This window comes from Mesorhizobium sp. WSM3866 (assembly GCF_002294795.1).
Classification (GTDB): Bacteria; Pseudomonadota; Alphaproteobacteria; order Rhizobiales; family Rhizobiaceae; genus Mesorhizobium.
This window is the reverse complement of record NZ_NSGC01000001.1, coordinates 290796-307046: the sequence shown is the minus strand read 5'-3', so window position 1 is coordinate 307046 and position 16251 is coordinate 290796. Positions and strand designations below refer to the sequence as shown.

Below are 16251 nucleotides of genomic sequence, written 5' to 3'. Positions count from 1 at the left end.
GCGACGAGCACGTTTAATCTATGCGACAATCGCGCTCTTGGCCGGCCGGCCCGCCACATAGACCTCGCTCACGGCGCGGTCGTCGCCCAGCGTCTGCAGCAGGAAGAGCTCCTCCGCCAGGGTCTCCACCGTCTCCATCCTCAGCCGCATCGCCGGCGTGGCGTTGGCATCGAGCACGACGATGTCGGCATCCGTGCCTTCTTCCAGCGTGCCGACTTTTTCGGCGACAGACAGCGCCTCGGCATTGCCGCGCGTCAGCTGCCAGAAGGACTGGAAGGGGTTCAGCTTCTCGCCATTCAGCGCGATGACTTTGTAGCCCTCGTCCATGGTCCGCAGCATCGAATAGTTGGTGCCGCCGCCGACATCGCTGGCGGCAGCGATGCTGAGCGGCTTTTCGCGGCGGCGGTAGCGCTGGTAGTCGAACAGGCCGGAGCCAAGGAAGAGGTTGGAGGTCGGGCAGAACACCGCAACCGAACCCGATTGCGACAGCGCATCGGCTTCGCGCTCGGAAAGATGAATGCAGTGGCCGAAAAGGCTCTTTTTGCCCAGCAGGCCGTAATGCTCATAGACGTCGGTGTAGTCGCGCGACCAGGGGTAAAGCTCCTGGGTGAAGGCGATCTCGGCGTGGTTTTCCGACAGATGCGTCTGCATGTGGAGATCGGGATGCTCACGGCAGAGCGCGCCGGCCATCTCCATCTGCTCGGGCGAGGAGGTGATGGCGAAGCGCGGGGTGATGGCATAGAGCTGGCGTCCCTTGCCGTGCCATTCAGCAATCAGCGCCTTGCTGTCGTCATAGCCGGTCTGCGGCGTGTCGAGCACGCCCTCCGGCGCATTGCGGTCCATCATCACCTTGCCGGCGATGTTGAGCATATTGCGGTCGTGCGATTCGGCGAAGAAGGCTTCGGCCGAAGATTTGTGCACCGAGCAATAGGCGACGACCGTCGTCGTGCCCTGGCGCAGCATCTCGTCGAGGAAGAGCCTGGCGATGCGGCGGCCATGCTGCGCGTTCGCGAATTTCGACTCCTCCGGAAAGGTGTATTTGTTCAGCCAGTCGAGCAGCTCGGCGCCGTAGGACGCGATGATCTGCATCTGCGGAACATGCACATGCGCATCGATGAAGCCCGGCAGGATGAGATGCGGGCGATGATCGATCGTCTCGACGCCGGCGCCGGCGCGCTTGGCGATCTCGGCATACGGACCGGCGGCAATGATCTTGTCGTCGTCGATCAGCAGCCCGCCATCCTCCTCGTACCGCCAGGCGGAATGGTCGTCGATTGCTTCGGGCCAGCGCAGGAAGGAGAGCGTGCGGCCGCGCAGGAGTTTCGAGGTCATGCTTACTTTCCGGCGCCTTCGAACCAGGCCACCAAAAGGGCCCGTTCCTGGTCGGTTATCTGAGTGACGTTGGCGGGCGGCATGGCATGCGCGCGGCCGGCCTGGAGGTAGATCTCCCGGGCATGCTCGGCGATGCGCGCGTCGGTGTCGAGCAACACGCCCTTCGGCGCATGGTAGATTCCTTCATAGGCCGGCTCTTCGGTATGGCACATCGAGCAACGGCCGAGCACGGTGTCGCGCACGGCCGGAAAATGCGCCGAGGCGATGTAGACCTGGGCAGCGGCGGATGCGGCGGAGGTCTTGGGCTCCGCTGTCAGCACCTTGGGCACGGTCGACAGCCAGATGACGATCATGAACAGCACGGCGGCACCCAGCCAGGTCCAGGTCGGGTTGCCCTTCCTCGCGTGCACGGTGTTGAAATAGTGCCGGATCAGCACGCCGATGATGAAGACCAGCGAGGCGATGACCCAGTTGAACTGCGTGCCGAAGGCCAGCGGGTAGTGGTTCGACAGCATCAGAAACAGCACCGGCAAGGTCAGGTAGTTGTTGTGCAGCGAGCGCTGCTTGGCAATCTTGCCGTATTTCGGGTCCGGCTTGCGGCCGGCGATCAGGTCGGCGACGACGATCTTCTGGTTGGGGATGATGACCATGAAGACATTGGCCGACATGATCGTGGCGGTGATGGCGCCGAGATGCAGGAAAGCGGCACGGCCGGTGAAGAGGTGGGTCAGCCCCCAGGCAATGAAGACCAGCACGCAGTAGAGCACCAGCATCAGGCCGGTATCGCTTTTGCCGAGCGGCGAGCGGCAGAGCAGGTCGTAGACGATCCAGCCGACGCCGATCGTTGCCAGCGACAAGAGGATGCCGACGGGCACCGAGATGTTGAGCACGTTGGGGTCGATCAGGAAGAGGTCGGCGCCGGCATAGTAGACCACGCAAAGCATGGCGAAGCCCGACAGCCAGGTGGCGTAGGATTCCCATTTGAACCAGGTCAGGTGCTCCGGCATCTCCGCCGGCGCCACCAGATATTTCTGGATGTGGTAGAAGCCGCCGCCATGCACCTGCCACTCCTCGCCGAAGGCGCCGGCGGGCAGGCCGGGACGCTGGCGCAGCCCGAGATCGAGGGCGACGAAATAGAAGGACGAGCCGATCCAGGCGATGCCGGTGATGACATGCAGCCAGCGGACGGCGAAGCTCAGCCAGTCCCAGAAAATCGCAAAATCCATCATCGAGTCGCCCCTGGGAAATCGTCCCTGCCGATCAGGCGACTTTACGGTCTGGAGCGCAAACGAAAAGAGGCGGGGCGCGCGATGACTTTCAAAAAAAAATGGAAAATACTAGGCTCGTCCCACGCAGCCATTTGAGAGCCACGACCGTCGCATGGCCTATCTCGACAACATCGCCGTCTTCGTCCGCGTCGTCGAGCTCGGCAATCTGTCGGCGGCCGGGCGCGACATGCGCATCTCGCCGGCGGTCGCCTCCAACCGCATCAAGGAGTTGGAGAAGCATCTCGGTGTGCGGCTGTTCAACCGCACCACAAGGCAGCTGATGCCGACCGAGCACGGCACGGTGTTCTACACCGGCGCCAAGCAGGTGCTGGACGCGATCACCGAGGCGGAGGCCGCGGTCGCAGCACTTTCCGGCCAGCCGCGCGGCACGATCAAGGTGACGGCGCCGCTCGGCCTCGGCCGGCGGCTGATCGCCTCGGGCATTCCGGATTTCCACGATAAATATCCCGATATCGAGGTGCGGCTGAGACTCTCCGACCACAATGTCGACATCATGAAGGAAGGCATCGACGTCGCCTTCCGGCTTGGCATCATCGAGGATTCCAGCCTTCGGATGCGCGGCATCATGGAATGCGAGCGCGTGCTGGTGGCGGCGCCGAAATACCTCGAGGCGCGCGGCGAGCCGGTCGAGCCGCAGGAGCTGATCGGCAAGAAGCATGATTGCCTGATGCTGCGCTATTCCGGCACGCGCGAATATGTCTGGACGCTGCAGACGCCGAACGGTCCGCAGAAATTCGAGGTGCATGGACCCTACGATACGGACGATGGCGATGTGCTGACAGGCTGGGCGCTGTCGGGTCGCGGCATCATCAACAAGCCGCGTTTCGAGGTCGAGCCGTTCATCCGCGACCAGCGGCTGAGAGTGATCCTGGCAAAGACGCCGCCGACGCCGGTCCAGTTCGCCGCCGTCTATCCGCACAAGAAGCTGCAGGATCCGAAGGTCCGCCTGCTGCTCGACTTCATGGCCGATCGCTGCCAGCGGCTGATCAAGGACATTCTTGCCGGCAAGTAGGCTGGCGGGCACGCGCCTTCGCGTGGGTGACCACACTCAGTCTTCGTCCATCAGGCGGGCCGTGCCGGATACCCGGATCGAGGTGCCGGGCGTGGGCGGAATTTCGGCATGCAGCCGCGAGCGCATGCCCATATCCTCGCCCTGAACGATGTCGATCGCGCCGCCATGCGGCCAGCCAATGTCGCGCAGATAGCCGGCAAAGGCGGCGGCGGCAGCGCCGGTCGCCGGATCCTCATAGACGCCGCCGGAAGCGAAGGGATTGCGCGTGTGGAAGAGACGCGGCGTTTCGGCATAGGCGAGCAGGATCGTCACCAGTCCCTCGCGCCGCATCAGGGCCTGGCCCTGTTTCAGGTCATAGGCCATGGCGGCGAGCGCCCTGCGCGACTTCAGGGCCAGCACCAGATGGTCGGCGCCGCCATGGATCAGCGCGGGCGGAATGGCGGGATCGAGATCGCCCGGCTGATAACCGAACATGGCCAGGGTCTCGCCGGCCAGCTCCGACGGGGCCGCCCGGCTGCGCGTCGGCGGCGACTGCAGGGCGGCGGCAAAATTGGCGCCGTCGCGAAACCCTTCGACGGTGATGGCGGCCTGATTCAGGAGCAGCTTGAAAATTCCGTCGCCGAACCTTCTGACCAACGCCGCGCCCAGCGCGATGGTGGCGTGGCCGCAGAACGGCACTTCCGATTCCGGCGAAAAGTAGCGGACACGCCAGCCTTCCCCTTCACGTGCGGCAAAGGCGGTCTCGGAAAAGCCGACCTCTGCAGCGACGCGCTGCATGTCTGCGGCGTCGGGCAGAACCTCGCCAATCACCACGCCGGCCGGGTTGCCGCCGCTGTTGCCGTCCGAAAACGCCGCTATGCGCAAAACATCCATGTCGCTCGTCCCGTGTTCGTCATTCGTGTTCGTCAGGCGTGCAGAAAACACGGTTCAATCCGGTTTGGGAAACGAAGAAAGCGACGAGCAGCTGTGAGCATCAGTCATACCTTCGCCAGCTGTGCGCCCCTCGATCCGATGCGGAACGAAACCCGCTCCGTCCCCGTTCTGGCGATTGGCGGCTGCACGGCCGCCCTTCGAGACCAGTCCCCAGCTTTCGCAGCGACCCAGCGCCACAGGAGCCGACCATGGACGCCATTGTCACCAAGAACGACCTCAAATCCGACGCCAAGAAGGAATCGATCGATCTTCTCAATGCCAGGCTTGCCGATGCCATCGACCTGGCGCTGGTCACCAAGCAGGCGCACTGGAACGTCAAGGGACCGCAGTTCATCGCTATCCATGAGATGCTCGACGAATTCCGCGAGGAGATCGACGGCCATGTCGACATCATCGCAGAACGCGCCGTGCAGCTCGGCGGCACCGCGCACGGCACCTCGCAGGACGTGTCGAGGGCAACGAAGCTCCAGCCCTATCCAACCGACATCCACAAGACCAAGGATCATCTGGCGGCGCTGATCGACCGTTATGCCACGGCTGCCAGGCTGGCGCGTGAGGCGATCGACGAGGCGGACGACGCCGGCGATGCCGACACCGCCGACATCTTTACCGCCTACTCGCGTTCGCTCGACAAATTGCTGTGGTTCCTCGAAGCGCATACGCAGGAAAAGGAATAGAGGGCTCAGCGTTCCTCCGATGGCCGGGTGAATCAGCCGGCCATCGCCTTTTCAGGCGCGGCCGAAGCCTGGGCCGCATGCGACACCAGCGCCGTCATGATTTCGGCGGCGGCGAGCGCGGCGATCACCGGCGGGCGCTTGTCCTTCACGGTATTGCAGCCGATCGGCGAGACGAGACGGTTGAACTGGGCCTCGCTGCCCTCGTCGGACTTCAGGAACCAGTTCTTGAACGTCGCCTTCTTGGTCTTCGAGCCGATCATGCCGACATAGGCGGCGTCGTCGCGCTTGAGCGCCTCGGCGACGATCAGGAAATCGAGCGCATGGTCATGGGTGAGGATGACGAAGGCCGATCCCGCCCGGGCTTCGCGCACCACCGCTTCGGGCATCGGCGTCAGCCGCGTCTCAACCGTTTCCGGCATGCCTTCCAGCGCATCGGCCCGCGTCTCGATGACCTCCACACGAATGGGCAGCAGCCCCAACGACGCGGCCAGCGCCTGGCCGACATGGCCGCCGCCAAAGACATAGACATGCGGCAGATGCGCCTCCTCGGCCTCGGCCTTGGCTACCAGTTCCTGTTCGATCTTAGCGTCAACCAAGCGGATCAGAACCTCGACTCGGCCGCCGCAGCATTGGCCGATTTCAGGACCCAGTGGAACATCCAGGGTCGCGCAGGTTTCGTCGACCTCGATGCGGGCTTCCCTCCCCCTCCAGGGCAGGGTGGCGGCGGAGCCGCCAGGTTGGGTCACCGGGGCAGTGCTCGGCACTCGCTTGCCTTCTGAGAGCACCCCCTCTGGCCGCTTCGCGGCCATCTCGCCCTCAAGGGAGGAGAAAAGCATCTGCCGCGCCTTGTCGATCGCCATGAATTCAAGCTGGCCGCCGCCGATGGTGCCGAAAATCGCTGATGACGAGACGAGCATGAAGGCGCCGGTCTCACGCGGGGTCGAGCCCTTGGTGGCCGCGACCTCGACGAGCGCGGCCCGGCCGGCCTGGCCGAGAAACGCCTTCAGGCTTTGCACTTTCGAGTTCGTCTGCATTTCCACCCAGGAAATATAGCGTTTTGTGCCCCGAATTGCACGTTTTGGCCGGTTCAGGCCGGCTTTGCGGCTTCCCGCTTCAGCCTTTCGATCGCCATCAGCACCCGTTCCGGCGTCGCCGGGGCATCGAGGCGCGGGCAGATCCTGTGATCGGCGACACTCGCCACCGCGTCGGAGAGCGCATGCAGCACCGACATGCCGTGCGGCAGCGGCGGCTCGCCGACCGCCTTGGAGCGATGGATGGTCGGCTCGTAGGCCGACGACCAGTCGGTCAGCTTGACGTTGAAGATTTTTGGCCGGTCGGAAGCGAGCGGGATCTTGTAGGTCGACGGCGCATGCGTGCGCAGCCGGCCGCCGTTGTCCCACCAAAGCTCTTCCGTCGTCAGCCAGCCCATGCCCTGGATGAAGCCGCCCTCGACCTGGCCGAGGTCGATCGCGCGGTTCAGCGAGCGGCCGGCATCGTGCAGGATGTCGGTGCGCTCGACGACATATTCGCCCGTCAGCGTATCGACCGAGACTTCCGAGCAGGCCGCGCCATAGGCGTAGTAGTAGAAGGCATGGCCGCGGCCCTTGCTGCGGTCCCAATGGATCTTCGGCGTCTTGTAGAAGCCAGCCGCCGAGAGCTGGACGCGGTTCATGTAGGCTTGCTTGACCAGATCGTTGAAGGCGATTTCCTGGTTGCCGATGCGCACCCGGTTGGGCAGGAACACGACCTGGTCGAGCGGCACCTGGTATTTTTCGGCCGCGAAATCGGTCAGCCGCTTGCGGATCTGCCGAGCGGCATCCTGCGCCGCCATGCCGTTGAGGTCGGCGCCGGAAGATGCCGCCGTCGGCGAGGTGTTCGGCACCTTGGCTGTGGTGGTGGCGGTGATCTTGACCCGGTCGAGATCGATCTGGAATTCCTCAGCAACGACCTGCGCCACCTTGAGATGCAAGCCCTGGCCCATTTCGGTGCCGCCATGGTTCATATGCACCGAGCCGTCGGCATAGACATGCACCAGGGCGCCGGCCTGGTTGGCCTCGGTCTTTGTGAAGGAAATGCCGAACTTGACCGGCGTCAGCGCCAGGCCGCGCTTGATAAAGCGGCTGTTGTTGTTGAAGGCGCTGATCTCGCGCCGTCGCCGCGCATAGTTGGCGCTTTCCTCCAGCTCCGCGACGATGCGGTGGATGATGTTGTCCTCGACCTTCTGGTGATAGGGCGTGAGGCAGCGTTCGCCGATCGCATCCATCGGGTCATAAAAATTGAGCTTGCGGATTTCGAGCGGATCCTTGCCGACCGCGAAGGCCACTTCGTCGATGACGCGCTCCGCGCCGACCATGCCTTGCGGGCCACCAAAGCCGCGGAAAGCGGTGTTCGAGACCGTGTTGGTGAAAAGCGGCGCCGATTTCGCGTGCACCGCCGGATAGAAGTAAGCGTTGTCGCAATGGAAGAGCGCCCGGTCGCCGACCGGACCGGACAGGTCGGCGGAGAAGCCGCAGCGCAGGGCATAGGTGAAATCGACGCCGAGGATGTTGCCCACGTCGTCGAAGCCGACCTCGTAGTCGATGGCAAAATCATGCCGCTTGCCTGTGGCGGTCATGTCCTCGTCGCGGTCGAGCCTGATCTTCACCGCGCGCCCCAGCTTCTTGGCCGCGATGGCGGCTATGGCCGCGCATTGGTTGGCCTGCGTCTCCTTGCCGCCGAAGCCGCCGCCCATGCGGCGCACTTCCACCGTCACCGCATGGCTCGGCACGCCGAGCGCATGCGCAACCAGATGCTGCGTCTCGCTCGGCCCCTGCGTCGAGCAATAGACGATCACCTCGTCGTCCTCACCGGGGATCGCCAGCGAGACCTGGCCCTCGAGGTAGAAATGGTCCTGGCCGCCAAGCCACATGCGGTTCTTGATGCGGCGGGGTGCCGCCGCAATCGCCGCGGCCGCATCGCCGCGCTTCAGGATCAGCGACGTGGTGACCTGCTTGTCCTTGACCGGGTCGAGGTCCCAGATGTCGATCACAGCCGGAAGCTCGTCATATTCGATCCTAGCCAGGCGTGCCGCGCGGCGCGCCGCCTCGCGTGTCTCAGCTACCACGGCGAAGATCGGCTGGCCGTAGAATAGCACCTTGTGCTCGGCGAGCACCGGATCGTCATGCATGTTGCTCGGCGAGACGTCGTTCTCGCCGGGCACGTCGGCACAGGTCAGCACATCGACGACGCCCGGCGCTGCGCGCACCGCCGACAGCTCGATGCTCTTCAGCATGCCGTGCGCGACCTTGGCGAGGCCAAGGCCGACATGCAGCGTGCCGGCAGGCTCAGGCATGTCGTCGATATAGACGGCGGCGCCGCTGACATGCTTGTGCGCGGAATCGTGCCGCTGCTCGGTGGCGACGCCGCCGACGATTTTTTCGGCCTTGAGGTTGGGAGTGGCGTGCTTGTTCATCAGGCCGCCTCGTTGCGGGTCACTTGAAACGGCGCCCTGGTGCCGGTGGTTTCGACATAAAAGCGCAGCAAAAGATTTCTCGCCGCCAGCGCCCGATACTCGGCCGTTGCACGCATATCGGTAATTGGCGTGAAGTCGCTGGCGTATTCGGCCATCGCGGACTCGACACTTGTTTCGCTCCAGACTTTGCCGATAAGGGCGGTTTCAACCGCGGTCGCCCGCTTCGGCGTCGGCGCCATGCCGCCATAGGCGATACGGATATCCGCCACGGTGCCGTCCTTGGCCTCGGTCAGATAGAAGGCGCCGAGGGTAGCGGTAATGTCCTCGTCGCGGCGCTTGGTGACCTTGTAGACGGCAAATTTCGTGCCCTCTGCCGGAACGGACACATGGACGGCCTCGACGAATTCGCCGGGCTGCCGATCCTGCTTGCCATAGGCAATGAAGAAGGTTTCGAGCGGGATCGTACGTCGGGCATTGCCCTTGCGGAGCGTGAGCTGCGCGCCGAGCGCGATCAGCGGCGGCGGCGTGTCGCCGATCGGAGAGCCGTTGGCGATGTTGCCGCCGATGGTGCCCATGTTGCGCACCTGCTCGCCGCCGATGCGGTCGACCAGCGGTCCCAAGGCCGGGATACGCCTGGAAAGCGTGGCGAAGGCTTCGCTGTAAGTCACGCCGGCGCCGATCGTAATCACGCCATCGGTCTCCGAGATCGTGCGCAAGCCGTCGAGGCCACCGATGAAGATAGCCGGCGAGATGTCGCGCATATGCTTGGTGACCCACAGCCCGACATCGGTTGAGCCGGCAACGATGGTGGCGCCAGGCTCCTTCTCGAGCGCCATGGCGAAATCGTCGACGCCAGCCGGCACGATCAGCCGCTCCTTACCCGAACCGACCTCGACCCTGGCGCCGTCGCGCAGCGCTCCCAGCCGTGCAGTGATATCCTTGCGCTCCACTGCCAGCGGGTCCTTCGCCGCCTTGCCGTAGCTTGATATGGCGCGCGCGGCGCGCATGATCGCCTCGTAGCCGGTACAGCGGCAGAGATTGCCCTGCAGCGCCTTTTCGATCGCCGCGTCGGCCGGGTTGGGCGTCTTCATCCACAGCGCATAGAGCGACATGACGAAGCCGGGCGTGCAGAAACCGCATTGCGAGCCATGGAAATCGACCATCGCCTGCTGCACGGGGTGAAGCTGTTCGCCATTGCCGCGCAGGTGCTCGACGGTGACGACATGGGTGCCGTCGAGCGAGCCCATGAAGCGGATGCAGGCATTGACGCTTTCATAGACCAGGCCCTCGACCGACAGTTTGCCGACCAGCACCGTGCAGGCGCCGCAATCGCCCTCGGCGCAGCCTTCCTTGGTGCCGCGCAGCGAGCGGTTCAACCGCAGCCAGTCGAGCAGGGTCGCGTCGGGGGCGATGTCGTTCAGCGCGACATCGGCGCCGTTCAGGATGAAACGTATCTGGTTGCGGGTCTTGTCGGCCATGTCTCAGCTCCCGCGATAGGTCGAGTAGCCGTAGGGCGAGATCAAGAGCGGCACATGATAATGCCGCTCCTCCGCCATGCCGAAGCGGATCGGCACGGTGTCGAGGAAAGCCGGCTGCGGCAGGCTGGCGCCCTGCCCGCGCAGATAATCGCCGGCAGCGAAGACCAGTTCGTACTCGCCGGTGCGGAAGTCGGCGCCGGCAAGCAGCGGCGCGTCGCAGCGGCCGTCGTCGTTGGTGGTGACGGTCTTCAAATGCGTGCGGGCCTGGCCTTCGAGGCGGAAAAGCCCGATCGAAAGGCCCTTTGCCGGCCTGCCGGTCGCGGTATCGAGGACATGGGTCGTCAGACGCCCGCCATCGGCTTTCGAAGTTTCTGCCACTGGCCGCCTCCCATCCCAAGTAGTCGAACGTTTTCAGGTCAATTGTGCGCCAATTAAAGGCGATGCATAAGCCCCGGTCGAGCGGAGTGCGGCAAAAAGCACTTTCAAAAATTTTCGGGGGAATGCACGAGCACTCCTTTCGATATCTTCATCTCAACATTCGGGCAGGAGCGATCATGCGTTACGAACGGGACATGCGCGGTTACGGAGCCAATCCGCCGGACCCGAAATGGCCCGGCGACGCCTATGTCGCGGTGCAGTTCGTCGTCAATTACGAGGAAGGCGGCGAGAACTGCGTGCTGCACGGCGACAAGGCTTCCGAAGCCTTCCTATCCGAGATTGTCGGCGCCGCCCCCTGGCTCGGCCAGCGCCATTGGAACATGGAATCGATCTATGAATACGGCGCCCGCGCCGGCTTCTGGCGGCTATACCGGCTGTTCACGCAAGCTGAGGTGCCGGTGACCTGCTACGGCGTCGCCACGGCGCTGGCACGCTCCCCCGATCAGGTCGCTGCGATGCAGGAGGCCGGCTGGGAGATCGCCTCGCACGGGCTGAAATGGATCGACTACCGCGACCATAGCGCGGAGGACGAGCGACGCGACCTCGAAGAGACGATCCGTCTGCATTACGAAGTGACTGGCGCGCGGCCGACCGGCTGGTACACCGGCCGCACTTCGGTCAACACGGTGCGACTCGTCGCCGAGGAAGGCGGCTTCGATTACGTCTCCGACACCTATGACGACGAATTGCCCTACTGGTTCGACCGGGATGGTTTGGAGAAGCCGCAGCTCATCATCCCCTATACGCTCGACGCCAACGACATGCGCTTCGCCACGCCGCAGGGCTTCAATTCGGGCGACCAGTTCTTCGCCTATCTGAAGGACAGTTTCGACACGCTCTATGCGGAGGGCAAGGCGGGGCGGCCGCGCATGATGAACATCGGCCTGCATTGCCGGCTGGTTGGCCGTCCGGGCCGCGTGGCGGCGCTGAAGCGCTTCGTCGACTATGTGAAGTCGCATGACAGGGTGTGGCTGACCCGGCGCATCGATATCGCAAAACACTGGCGCGAGACGCACCCCTACCAGGCGCCGGCGCTGCGCCCGTCTCGGATGGAATTCGAGGAATTCGTGCATGCTTTCGGCGGGGTGTTCGAGCATTCGCCGTGGATCGCCGAGCGGGCCTACGAACTGGAGCTCGGCCCGGCCCATGACAGCGCCGGCGGCCTGCACAACGCGCTCTGCCGCGTCTTCCGCGCGGCGACCGAGGCCGAGCGGCTTTCTGTGCTCAACGCCCATCCCGACCTTGCCGGCAAGCTGGCGGCGGCCAAGCGGCTGACGCCGGAATCAGCCAAAGAACAGGCCTCCGCCGGGCTCGACGCGCTGACCGACAAGGAGCGCGAGCTGTTTTCGAAGCTCAACGCCGCCTATGTCACGACCTTCGGCTTTCCCTTCATCATCGCGGTCAAGGGCAAGACGAAGGACCAGATCCTGGCGGAGTTCGAGGCTCGCATCGGCAACAGCCGCAGCAATGAATTCGACACCGCGTGCAAACAAGTCGAGCGCATCGCGCTGCTTCGGCTGAAAGACATGCTTCCAAAATAGGCTTCAACACATGGACAGGATGAACATGGCCGAGCGAACCTATTACGCGCCGCATGGCGGCCATCCCGGTCAGCACGAGCTGTTGACCGGCCGCGCCGTCTTCACCGAAGCCTATGCGGTGATCCCCAAGGGCGTGATGCAGGACATCGTCACCAGCCCGCTGCCGTTCTGGGACAAGACAAGGGCCTGGATCATCGCAAGACCGCTTTCGGGCTTCGCCGAGACCTTTTCGCAGTACATCGTGGAGGTCCTGCCCGGCGGCGGCAGCGACCGGCCTGAGCTCGACCCCGAAGCCGAGGGCGTGCTGTTCGTGGTCGAGGGCGAGCTTACGGTCTCGCTTGCCGGCAAGAACCATGTGCTTCGCCCAGGCGGCTTCGCCTTCCTGCCGCCGGGCAGCGGCTGGACGGTGCGCAATGAGAGCAGCGGTGCGGTCCGCTTCCACTGGGTCCGCAAGGCCTATGAGGCGGTCGACGGCCTCGACGTTCCGGAAGCCTTCTTCAGCAGCGACAAGGAGGTCGAGCCGAGCCCGATGCCCGGCACGGGAGGCCACTGGGCGACGACGCGCTTCGTCGACCCGGCCGACATGCGCCACGATATGCATGTCACCATCGTCACGCTCAAACCCGGCGCGGTCATCCCCTTCGCCGAGACCCATGTCATGGAGCATGGGCTCTATGTGCTCGAAGGCAAGGCAGTCTATCGCCTCAATCAGGACTGGGTCGAGGTCGAGGCCGGCGACTTCATGTGGCTGCGCGCCTTTTGCCCGCAGGCCTGCTACGCCGGCGGTCCCGGGAATTTCCGCTACCTGCTATACAAGGACGTCAACCGGCACGCCAAGCTTGGCGGCGCCCTTGGGGCTCGCGCGCGGTGACCCAAATCGTGGCCCAGCCGCTGACACGCGAAAACTTCGCGCCGTTTGGCGACGTGATCGATATGGGCGGCGAGAACCGCTACCCGATCAATGGCGGCAAGGCGATGCGCTACCACGATCTCGCCACTGCCGAGGCCACCGGACCGAATGCCAAGGTGCTGATCTCGATGGTGCGCGGCACCCCCTACGAGATGCCGCTGAAACTGACCATGGTCGAGCGCCATCCGCTCGGCAGCCAGGCCTTCATTCCGCTGTCGCCGCGGCCGTTCCTGGTTGTCGTCTGCCATGACACTCAGGACGGCCCAGGCGAGCCGCACGCCTTCATCACCGCGCCCGGGCAGGGCATCAACTACCGGCGCAACCTCTGGCACGGCGTGCTGACGCCGATCGGCGAGGAACAGGACTTCCTCATCGTCGACCGCGGCGGCGACGGCGCCAACCTCGAAGAGTGCCATTTCTCGCACCCTTACGAGATCCATCTTCCCTGAAAGCTGCCAGTTTTCCCCGATGACAGACATTTCGCTGATCGACCGCCTGCTCGACGTTATCGAGCACGATATCGTGCCGAAGACCGCTGAAGGCGTTGCCCATGGCAACAAACTCTTCGGCGCCGCCATCCTGCGGAAAGACGACCGCTCGCTGGTGATTGCCGAAACCAACAACGAGATCGAAAATCCGCTCTGGCATGGCGAAATGCACTGCCTGAAGCGATTTTACGAAATGCCAAAAGCCGAGCGCGTCGACACCAGGGATGCACTGTTCCTGGCCACGCACGAGCCCTGCTCGCTGTGCCTGTCGGCGATCACCTGGACCGGCTTCGACAATTTCTACTACCTCTTTAGCCACGAGGACTCGCGCGACAGCTTCGCCATCCCGCATGACCTGAAGATTCTCAAAGAGGTCTTCACACTCGATCCCGGCGGCTACAACGCCGAGAACGCCTACTGGAAGAGCTTTTCCATACGCCGGCTGGTGCGCGCTTTGCCCGGGTCGGAACGCAGGCGGCTGGAGGCGCGCATCGGCCAAATCTCCGCCCTTTATGACGCGCTCTCCGGCACATACCAGGCGAGCAAGGCCGATAACGACATTCCGCTGAACTGACGCTTTGAACTGACGCTTATTGACCAGCCGATTTCGCCGGCTGGCCCACGACGCCTCCCCGACGGTTCCATCATGTGCCTTGCATGAAAACCGTCACAGAATTCCCTCGCAAGGTCGTCGAATTTCCCGACATGGGCATCGTCATGCCGGATGGCTGCCGGCTGTCGGCGCGCATATGGATGCCTGAGGATGCCGGGGACAACCCGGTGCCGGCGGTCCTCGAGCATTTGCCCTACCGCAAGCGCGACGGCACCATCTTCCGCGATCAGCTGACGCATCCCTATTTCGCCGGATACGGCTATGCCTCGATCCGCGTCGACATGCGCGGCAACGGTGATTCCGAAGGGCTGATGGACGACGAATATTCCGAGCAGGAATTGCAGGACGCCTGCGACGTCATCGCCTGGGCGGCCGCGCAGCCCTGGTGCAACGGCAATGTCGGCATGATGGGCATATCCTGGGGCGGCTTCAATTGCCTGCAGGTCGCGGCAAAGCAGCCGCCTGCGCTGAAGGCGGTGATCAGCCTGTGCTCGACCGTCGACCGCTATGCCGACGACATCCACTACAAGGGCGGCTGCCTGCTGCTTGAGAATTTCGGCTGGGCCTCGACGATGCTCTCCTATTCGTCGCGGCCGCCGGATCCGGAAATCGCCGGCGGCAACCGCTGGCGCGATCTGTGGCTGAGCCGGCTGGAGAACCAGGCTTTTCTCGCGCCGCTATGGCTCAGCCACCAGCATCGCGATGCTTACTGGAAACGCGGCTCGATCTGCGAGGACTTTTCGGCCGTTAAGGCGGCAGTGCTGTCGATCGGCGGTTGGCATGACGGCTACCGCAACACGATCTCCAATCTCGTCACCAACATCCAGGCGCCGGTGAAGGGCATCGTCGGCCCCTGGATCCACAAATATCCGCATTACGCGGCACCCAATCCGGCCATCGGCTTCCTGCAGGAGGCGCTGCGCTGGTGGGACCGCTGGCTGAAGGGCTCGGCGACCGGCGTCGAGGCCGACCCGGCCTACCGCGCCTATGTAATGGACAGCGTGCGTCCGGCCCGCTGGCATCCCGAACGGCCAGGCCGCTGGATTGCGGAACAGCAATGGCCCTCGCCCAACATCAAGATCAAGGCAACCGGGCTCATTCCCGAGGGCGTCGGGCCGGCAATCGTCGCCTCGCCGCAAAGTTGCGGGCTTGCCGGCGGCGAGTATTTTCCCTTCACCTTCGGTCCGGAACTGCCGGGCGACCAGCGCTCCGACGACGCGCTTTCGGTATGCTTCGACCAGGTCGAACTCGAGGAGGCGATCGACATCGTCGGCGCGCCTGAAGTCAAAGTACGGGTTGCCTCGGACCGCCGCCAGGCCAACCTCGCGGTGCGTCTCTGCGACGTGCATCCGGACGGCGCCTCGGAGCTGATCTCCTATGGCGTGCTCAACCTCACCCACCGCAACTCGCACGAGTTCCCGGAAGCGCTGGTGCCAGGCGAGACGGTCTCGGCACGCGTCGTGCTCGACCAGTGCGCCTATCGGGTGCCGGCCGGCCACCGGCTGCGGGTCGCCGTCTCGACCGCCTACTGGCCGATGATCTGGCCTTCGCCGGAGCCGGCGACGCTCGAACTGTCGGCCGCGACGCTCAAGCTGCCGCTGCGCCCGCCGGCGACGGCCGACGAGGTGTCGTTCCTCGAACCGGAAGGGGCTACGCCCTGGGCGACCGAGACGATCAGGCCGACCAATTCCGAGCGGCATATCCACCGCAACGAAAAGACCGGCGTCGTCACGCTTGCCGTAACGGACGATTTCGGCGAGGTGCGCGACCTGGAGCACGGGCTGGTCCACGGCAGCATGGTCCGGGAGACATGGGCGATCCAACCCGACGATCCCCTGTCGGCGACGGGCAGCACGCATTGGACGCAGACATTGTCGCGAAATGAATGGTCGGTGCGGACCGAGACCTTCGCCGAGATGCGCTCGGACGCGCAAGACTTCATCCTCAGCGCCAGAATCGAGGCCTATGAGGGCGAAAAGCTGGTGTTTGAACGCGATTTCAAACAGACGATTCCCCGCGCTCTCGTGTGAGCGCTTCCAAGATTGGTCCAAATGCGACGCGCCATTTACGCCACGGCATGTCGCATTCG

Annotated in this window: 14 protein-coding genes; 7 read left to right on the top strand and 7 right to left on the bottom strand. The window is 64.2% G+C overall.

Annotated elements, in window-relative coordinates; genetic code table 11:
* Positions 1-18 precede the first annotated feature (18 nt).
* The gene (gene guaD / locus CK222_RS01495; RefSeq protein ID WP_095799157.1) at positions 19-1332 is read right to left on the bottom strand and encodes a guanine deaminase; all 1314 of its coding nucleotides are present in this window, start codon (positions 1330-1332) and stop codon (positions 19-21) included.
* A 2-nt stretch (positions 1333-1334) separates the two neighbouring features.
* Entirely contained in the window at positions 1335-2561 is a 1227-nt protein-coding gene (locus tag CK222_RS01490) for a urate hydroxylase PuuD (protein WP_066995941.1), read from the bottom strand.
* Positions 2562-2712: 151 nt separating this feature from the next.
* Here CK222_RS01490 and CK222_RS01485 point away from each other — a divergent pair, with 151 nt between their 5' ends.
* Positions 2713-3633, top strand: a complete 921-nt coding sequence (locus tag CK222_RS01485; protein WP_066995946.1) for a LysR family transcriptional regulator — start codon at positions 2713-2715, stop codon at positions 3631-3633.
* Between the two features lie 36 nt (positions 3634-3669).
* Here CK222_RS01485 and CK222_RS01480 read toward each other — a convergent pair whose 3' ends face one another.
* Complete coding sequence (locus CK222_RS01480) at positions 3670-4506, bottom strand: PhzF family phenazine biosynthesis protein (protein ID WP_095799156.1); 837 nt, start codon at positions 4504-4506, stop codon at positions 3670-3672.
* A 248-nt stretch (positions 4507-4754) separates the two neighbouring features.
* Here CK222_RS01480 and dps point away from each other — a divergent pair, with 248 nt between their 5' ends.
* Positions 4755-5243: a DNA starvation/stationary phase protection protein Dps gene (gene dps / locus CK222_RS01475; RefSeq protein ID WP_066995949.1), complete on the top strand. Its 489-nt coding sequence runs from the start codon at positions 4755-4757 to the stop codon at positions 5241-5243.
* 32 nt (positions 5244-5275) lie between these two features.
* Here the strand turns inward: dps and xdhC are convergent, their stop codons facing one another.
* The 4 genes from xdhC to uraH are packed head-to-tail and all read right to left on the bottom strand — an operon-like array spanning position 5276 to position 10550.
* Positions 5276-6277, bottom strand: coding sequence for a xanthine dehydrogenase accessory protein XdhC (gene xdhC, locus CK222_RS01470; protein ID WP_095799155.1), 1002 nt, complete (start codon positions 6275-6277; stop codon positions 5276-5278).
* A gap of 53 nt (positions 6278-6330) precedes the next feature.
* Positions 6331-8694, bottom strand: a complete 2364-nt coding sequence (gene xdhB / locus CK222_RS01465) for a xanthine dehydrogenase molybdopterin binding subunit (protein ID WP_095799154.1) — start codon at positions 8692-8694, stop codon at positions 6331-6333.
* Entirely contained in the window at positions 8694-10172 is a 1479-nt protein-coding gene (xdhA, locus tag CK222_RS01460) for a xanthine dehydrogenase small subunit (RefSeq protein ID WP_095799153.1), read from the bottom strand. The genes xdhB and xdhA overlap by 1 nt, the downstream gene beginning before the upstream one ends.
* A 3-nt stretch (positions 10173-10175) precedes the next feature.
* On the bottom strand, positions 10176-10550 hold the full coding sequence (uraH, locus tag CK222_RS01455; protein ID WP_095799152.1) for a hydroxyisourate hydrolase: 375 nt from the start codon (positions 10548-10550) through the stop codon (positions 10176-10178).
* Positions 10551-10726: 176 nt separating this feature from the next.
* On the opposite strand from uraH, the gene puuE reads away from it, so the two are divergent.
* The 5 genes from puuE to CK222_RS01430 all read left to right on the top strand — a co-directional run bounded on the left by puuE (position 10727) and on the right by CK222_RS01430 (position 16192).
* Positions 10727-12151, top strand: a complete 1425-nt coding sequence (gene puuE, locus CK222_RS01450) for an allantoinase PuuE (RefSeq protein ID WP_095799151.1) — start codon at positions 10727-10729, stop codon at positions 12149-12151.
* A 10-nt stretch (positions 12152-12161) separates the two neighbouring features.
* Complete coding sequence (locus CK222_RS01445) at positions 12162-13022, top strand: bifunctional allantoicase/(S)-ureidoglycine aminohydrolase (protein ID WP_067324113.1); 861 nt, start codon at positions 12162-12164, stop codon at positions 13020-13022.
* On the top strand, positions 13019-13510 hold the full coding sequence (locus CK222_RS01440; protein WP_067324111.1) for an ureidoglycolate lyase: 492 nt from the start codon (positions 13019-13021) through the stop codon (positions 13508-13510). Before CK222_RS01445 ends, CK222_RS01440 begins: the two co-directional genes overlap by 4 nt.
* Positions 13511-13529: 19 nt before the next feature.
* Complete coding sequence (locus CK222_RS01435) at positions 13530-14123, top strand: nucleoside deaminase (RefSeq protein ID WP_095799150.1); 594 nt, start codon at positions 13530-13532, stop codon at positions 14121-14123.
* A gap of 83 nt (positions 14124-14206) precedes the next feature.
* A complete protein-coding gene (locus CK222_RS01430; protein ID WP_095799149.1) occupies positions 14207-16192 on the top strand; it encodes a CocE/NonD family hydrolase in 1986 nt (661 codons plus the stop codon).
* Positions 16193-16251: the final 59 nt, after the last annotated feature.

What these genes read in the sequence shown, in the direction of transcription:
- CK222_RS01485 (WP_066995946.1), top strand. Translation starts at nt 2,713, where the DNA reads ATGGCCTATCTCGACAACATCGCCGTCTTCGTCCGCGTCGTCGAGCTC.
- puuE (WP_095799151.1), top strand. Translation starts at nt 10,727, where the DNA reads ATGCGTTACGAACGGGACATGCGCGGTTACGGAGCCAATCCGCCGGAC.
- dps (WP_066995949.1), top strand. Translation starts at nt 4,755, where the DNA reads ATGGACGCCATTGTCACCAAGAACGACCTCAAATCCGACGCCAAGAAG.
- CK222_RS01430 (WP_095799149.1), top strand. Translation starts at nt 14,207, where the DNA reads ATGAAAACCGTCACAGAATTCCCTCGCAAGGTCGTCGAATTTCCCGAC.
- CK222_RS01490 (WP_066995941.1), bottom strand. Translation starts at nt 2,561, where the DNA reads ATGATGGATTTTGCGATTTTCTGGGACTGGCTGAGCTTCGCCGTCCGC.
- xdhC (WP_095799155.1), bottom strand. Translation starts at nt 6,277, where the DNA reads ATGCAGACGAACTCGAAAGTGCAAAGCCTGAAGGCGTTTCTCGGCCAG.
- xdhB (WP_095799154.1), bottom strand. Translation starts at nt 8,694, where the DNA reads ATGAACAAGCACGCCACTCCCAACCTCAAGGCCGAAAAAATCGTCGGC.
- CK222_RS01435 (WP_095799150.1), top strand. Translation starts at nt 13,530, where the DNA reads ATGACAGACATTTCGCTGATCGACCGCCTGCTCGACGTTATCGAGCAC.
- CK222_RS01480 (WP_095799156.1), bottom strand. Translation starts at nt 4,506, where the DNA reads ATGGATGTTTTGCGCATAGCGGCGTTTTCGGACGGCAACAGCGGCGGC.
- CK222_RS01445 (WP_067324113.1), top strand. Translation starts at nt 12,162, where the DNA reads ATGGACAGGATGAACATGGCCGAGCGAACCTATTACGCGCCGCATGGC.
- guaD (WP_095799157.1), bottom strand. Translation starts at nt 1,332, where the DNA reads ATGACCTCGAAACTCCTGCGCGGCCGCACGCTCTCCTTCCTGCGCTGG.
- xdhA (WP_095799153.1), bottom strand. Translation starts at nt 10,172, where the DNA reads ATGGCCGACAAGACCCGCAACCAGATACGTTTCATCCTGAACGGCGCC.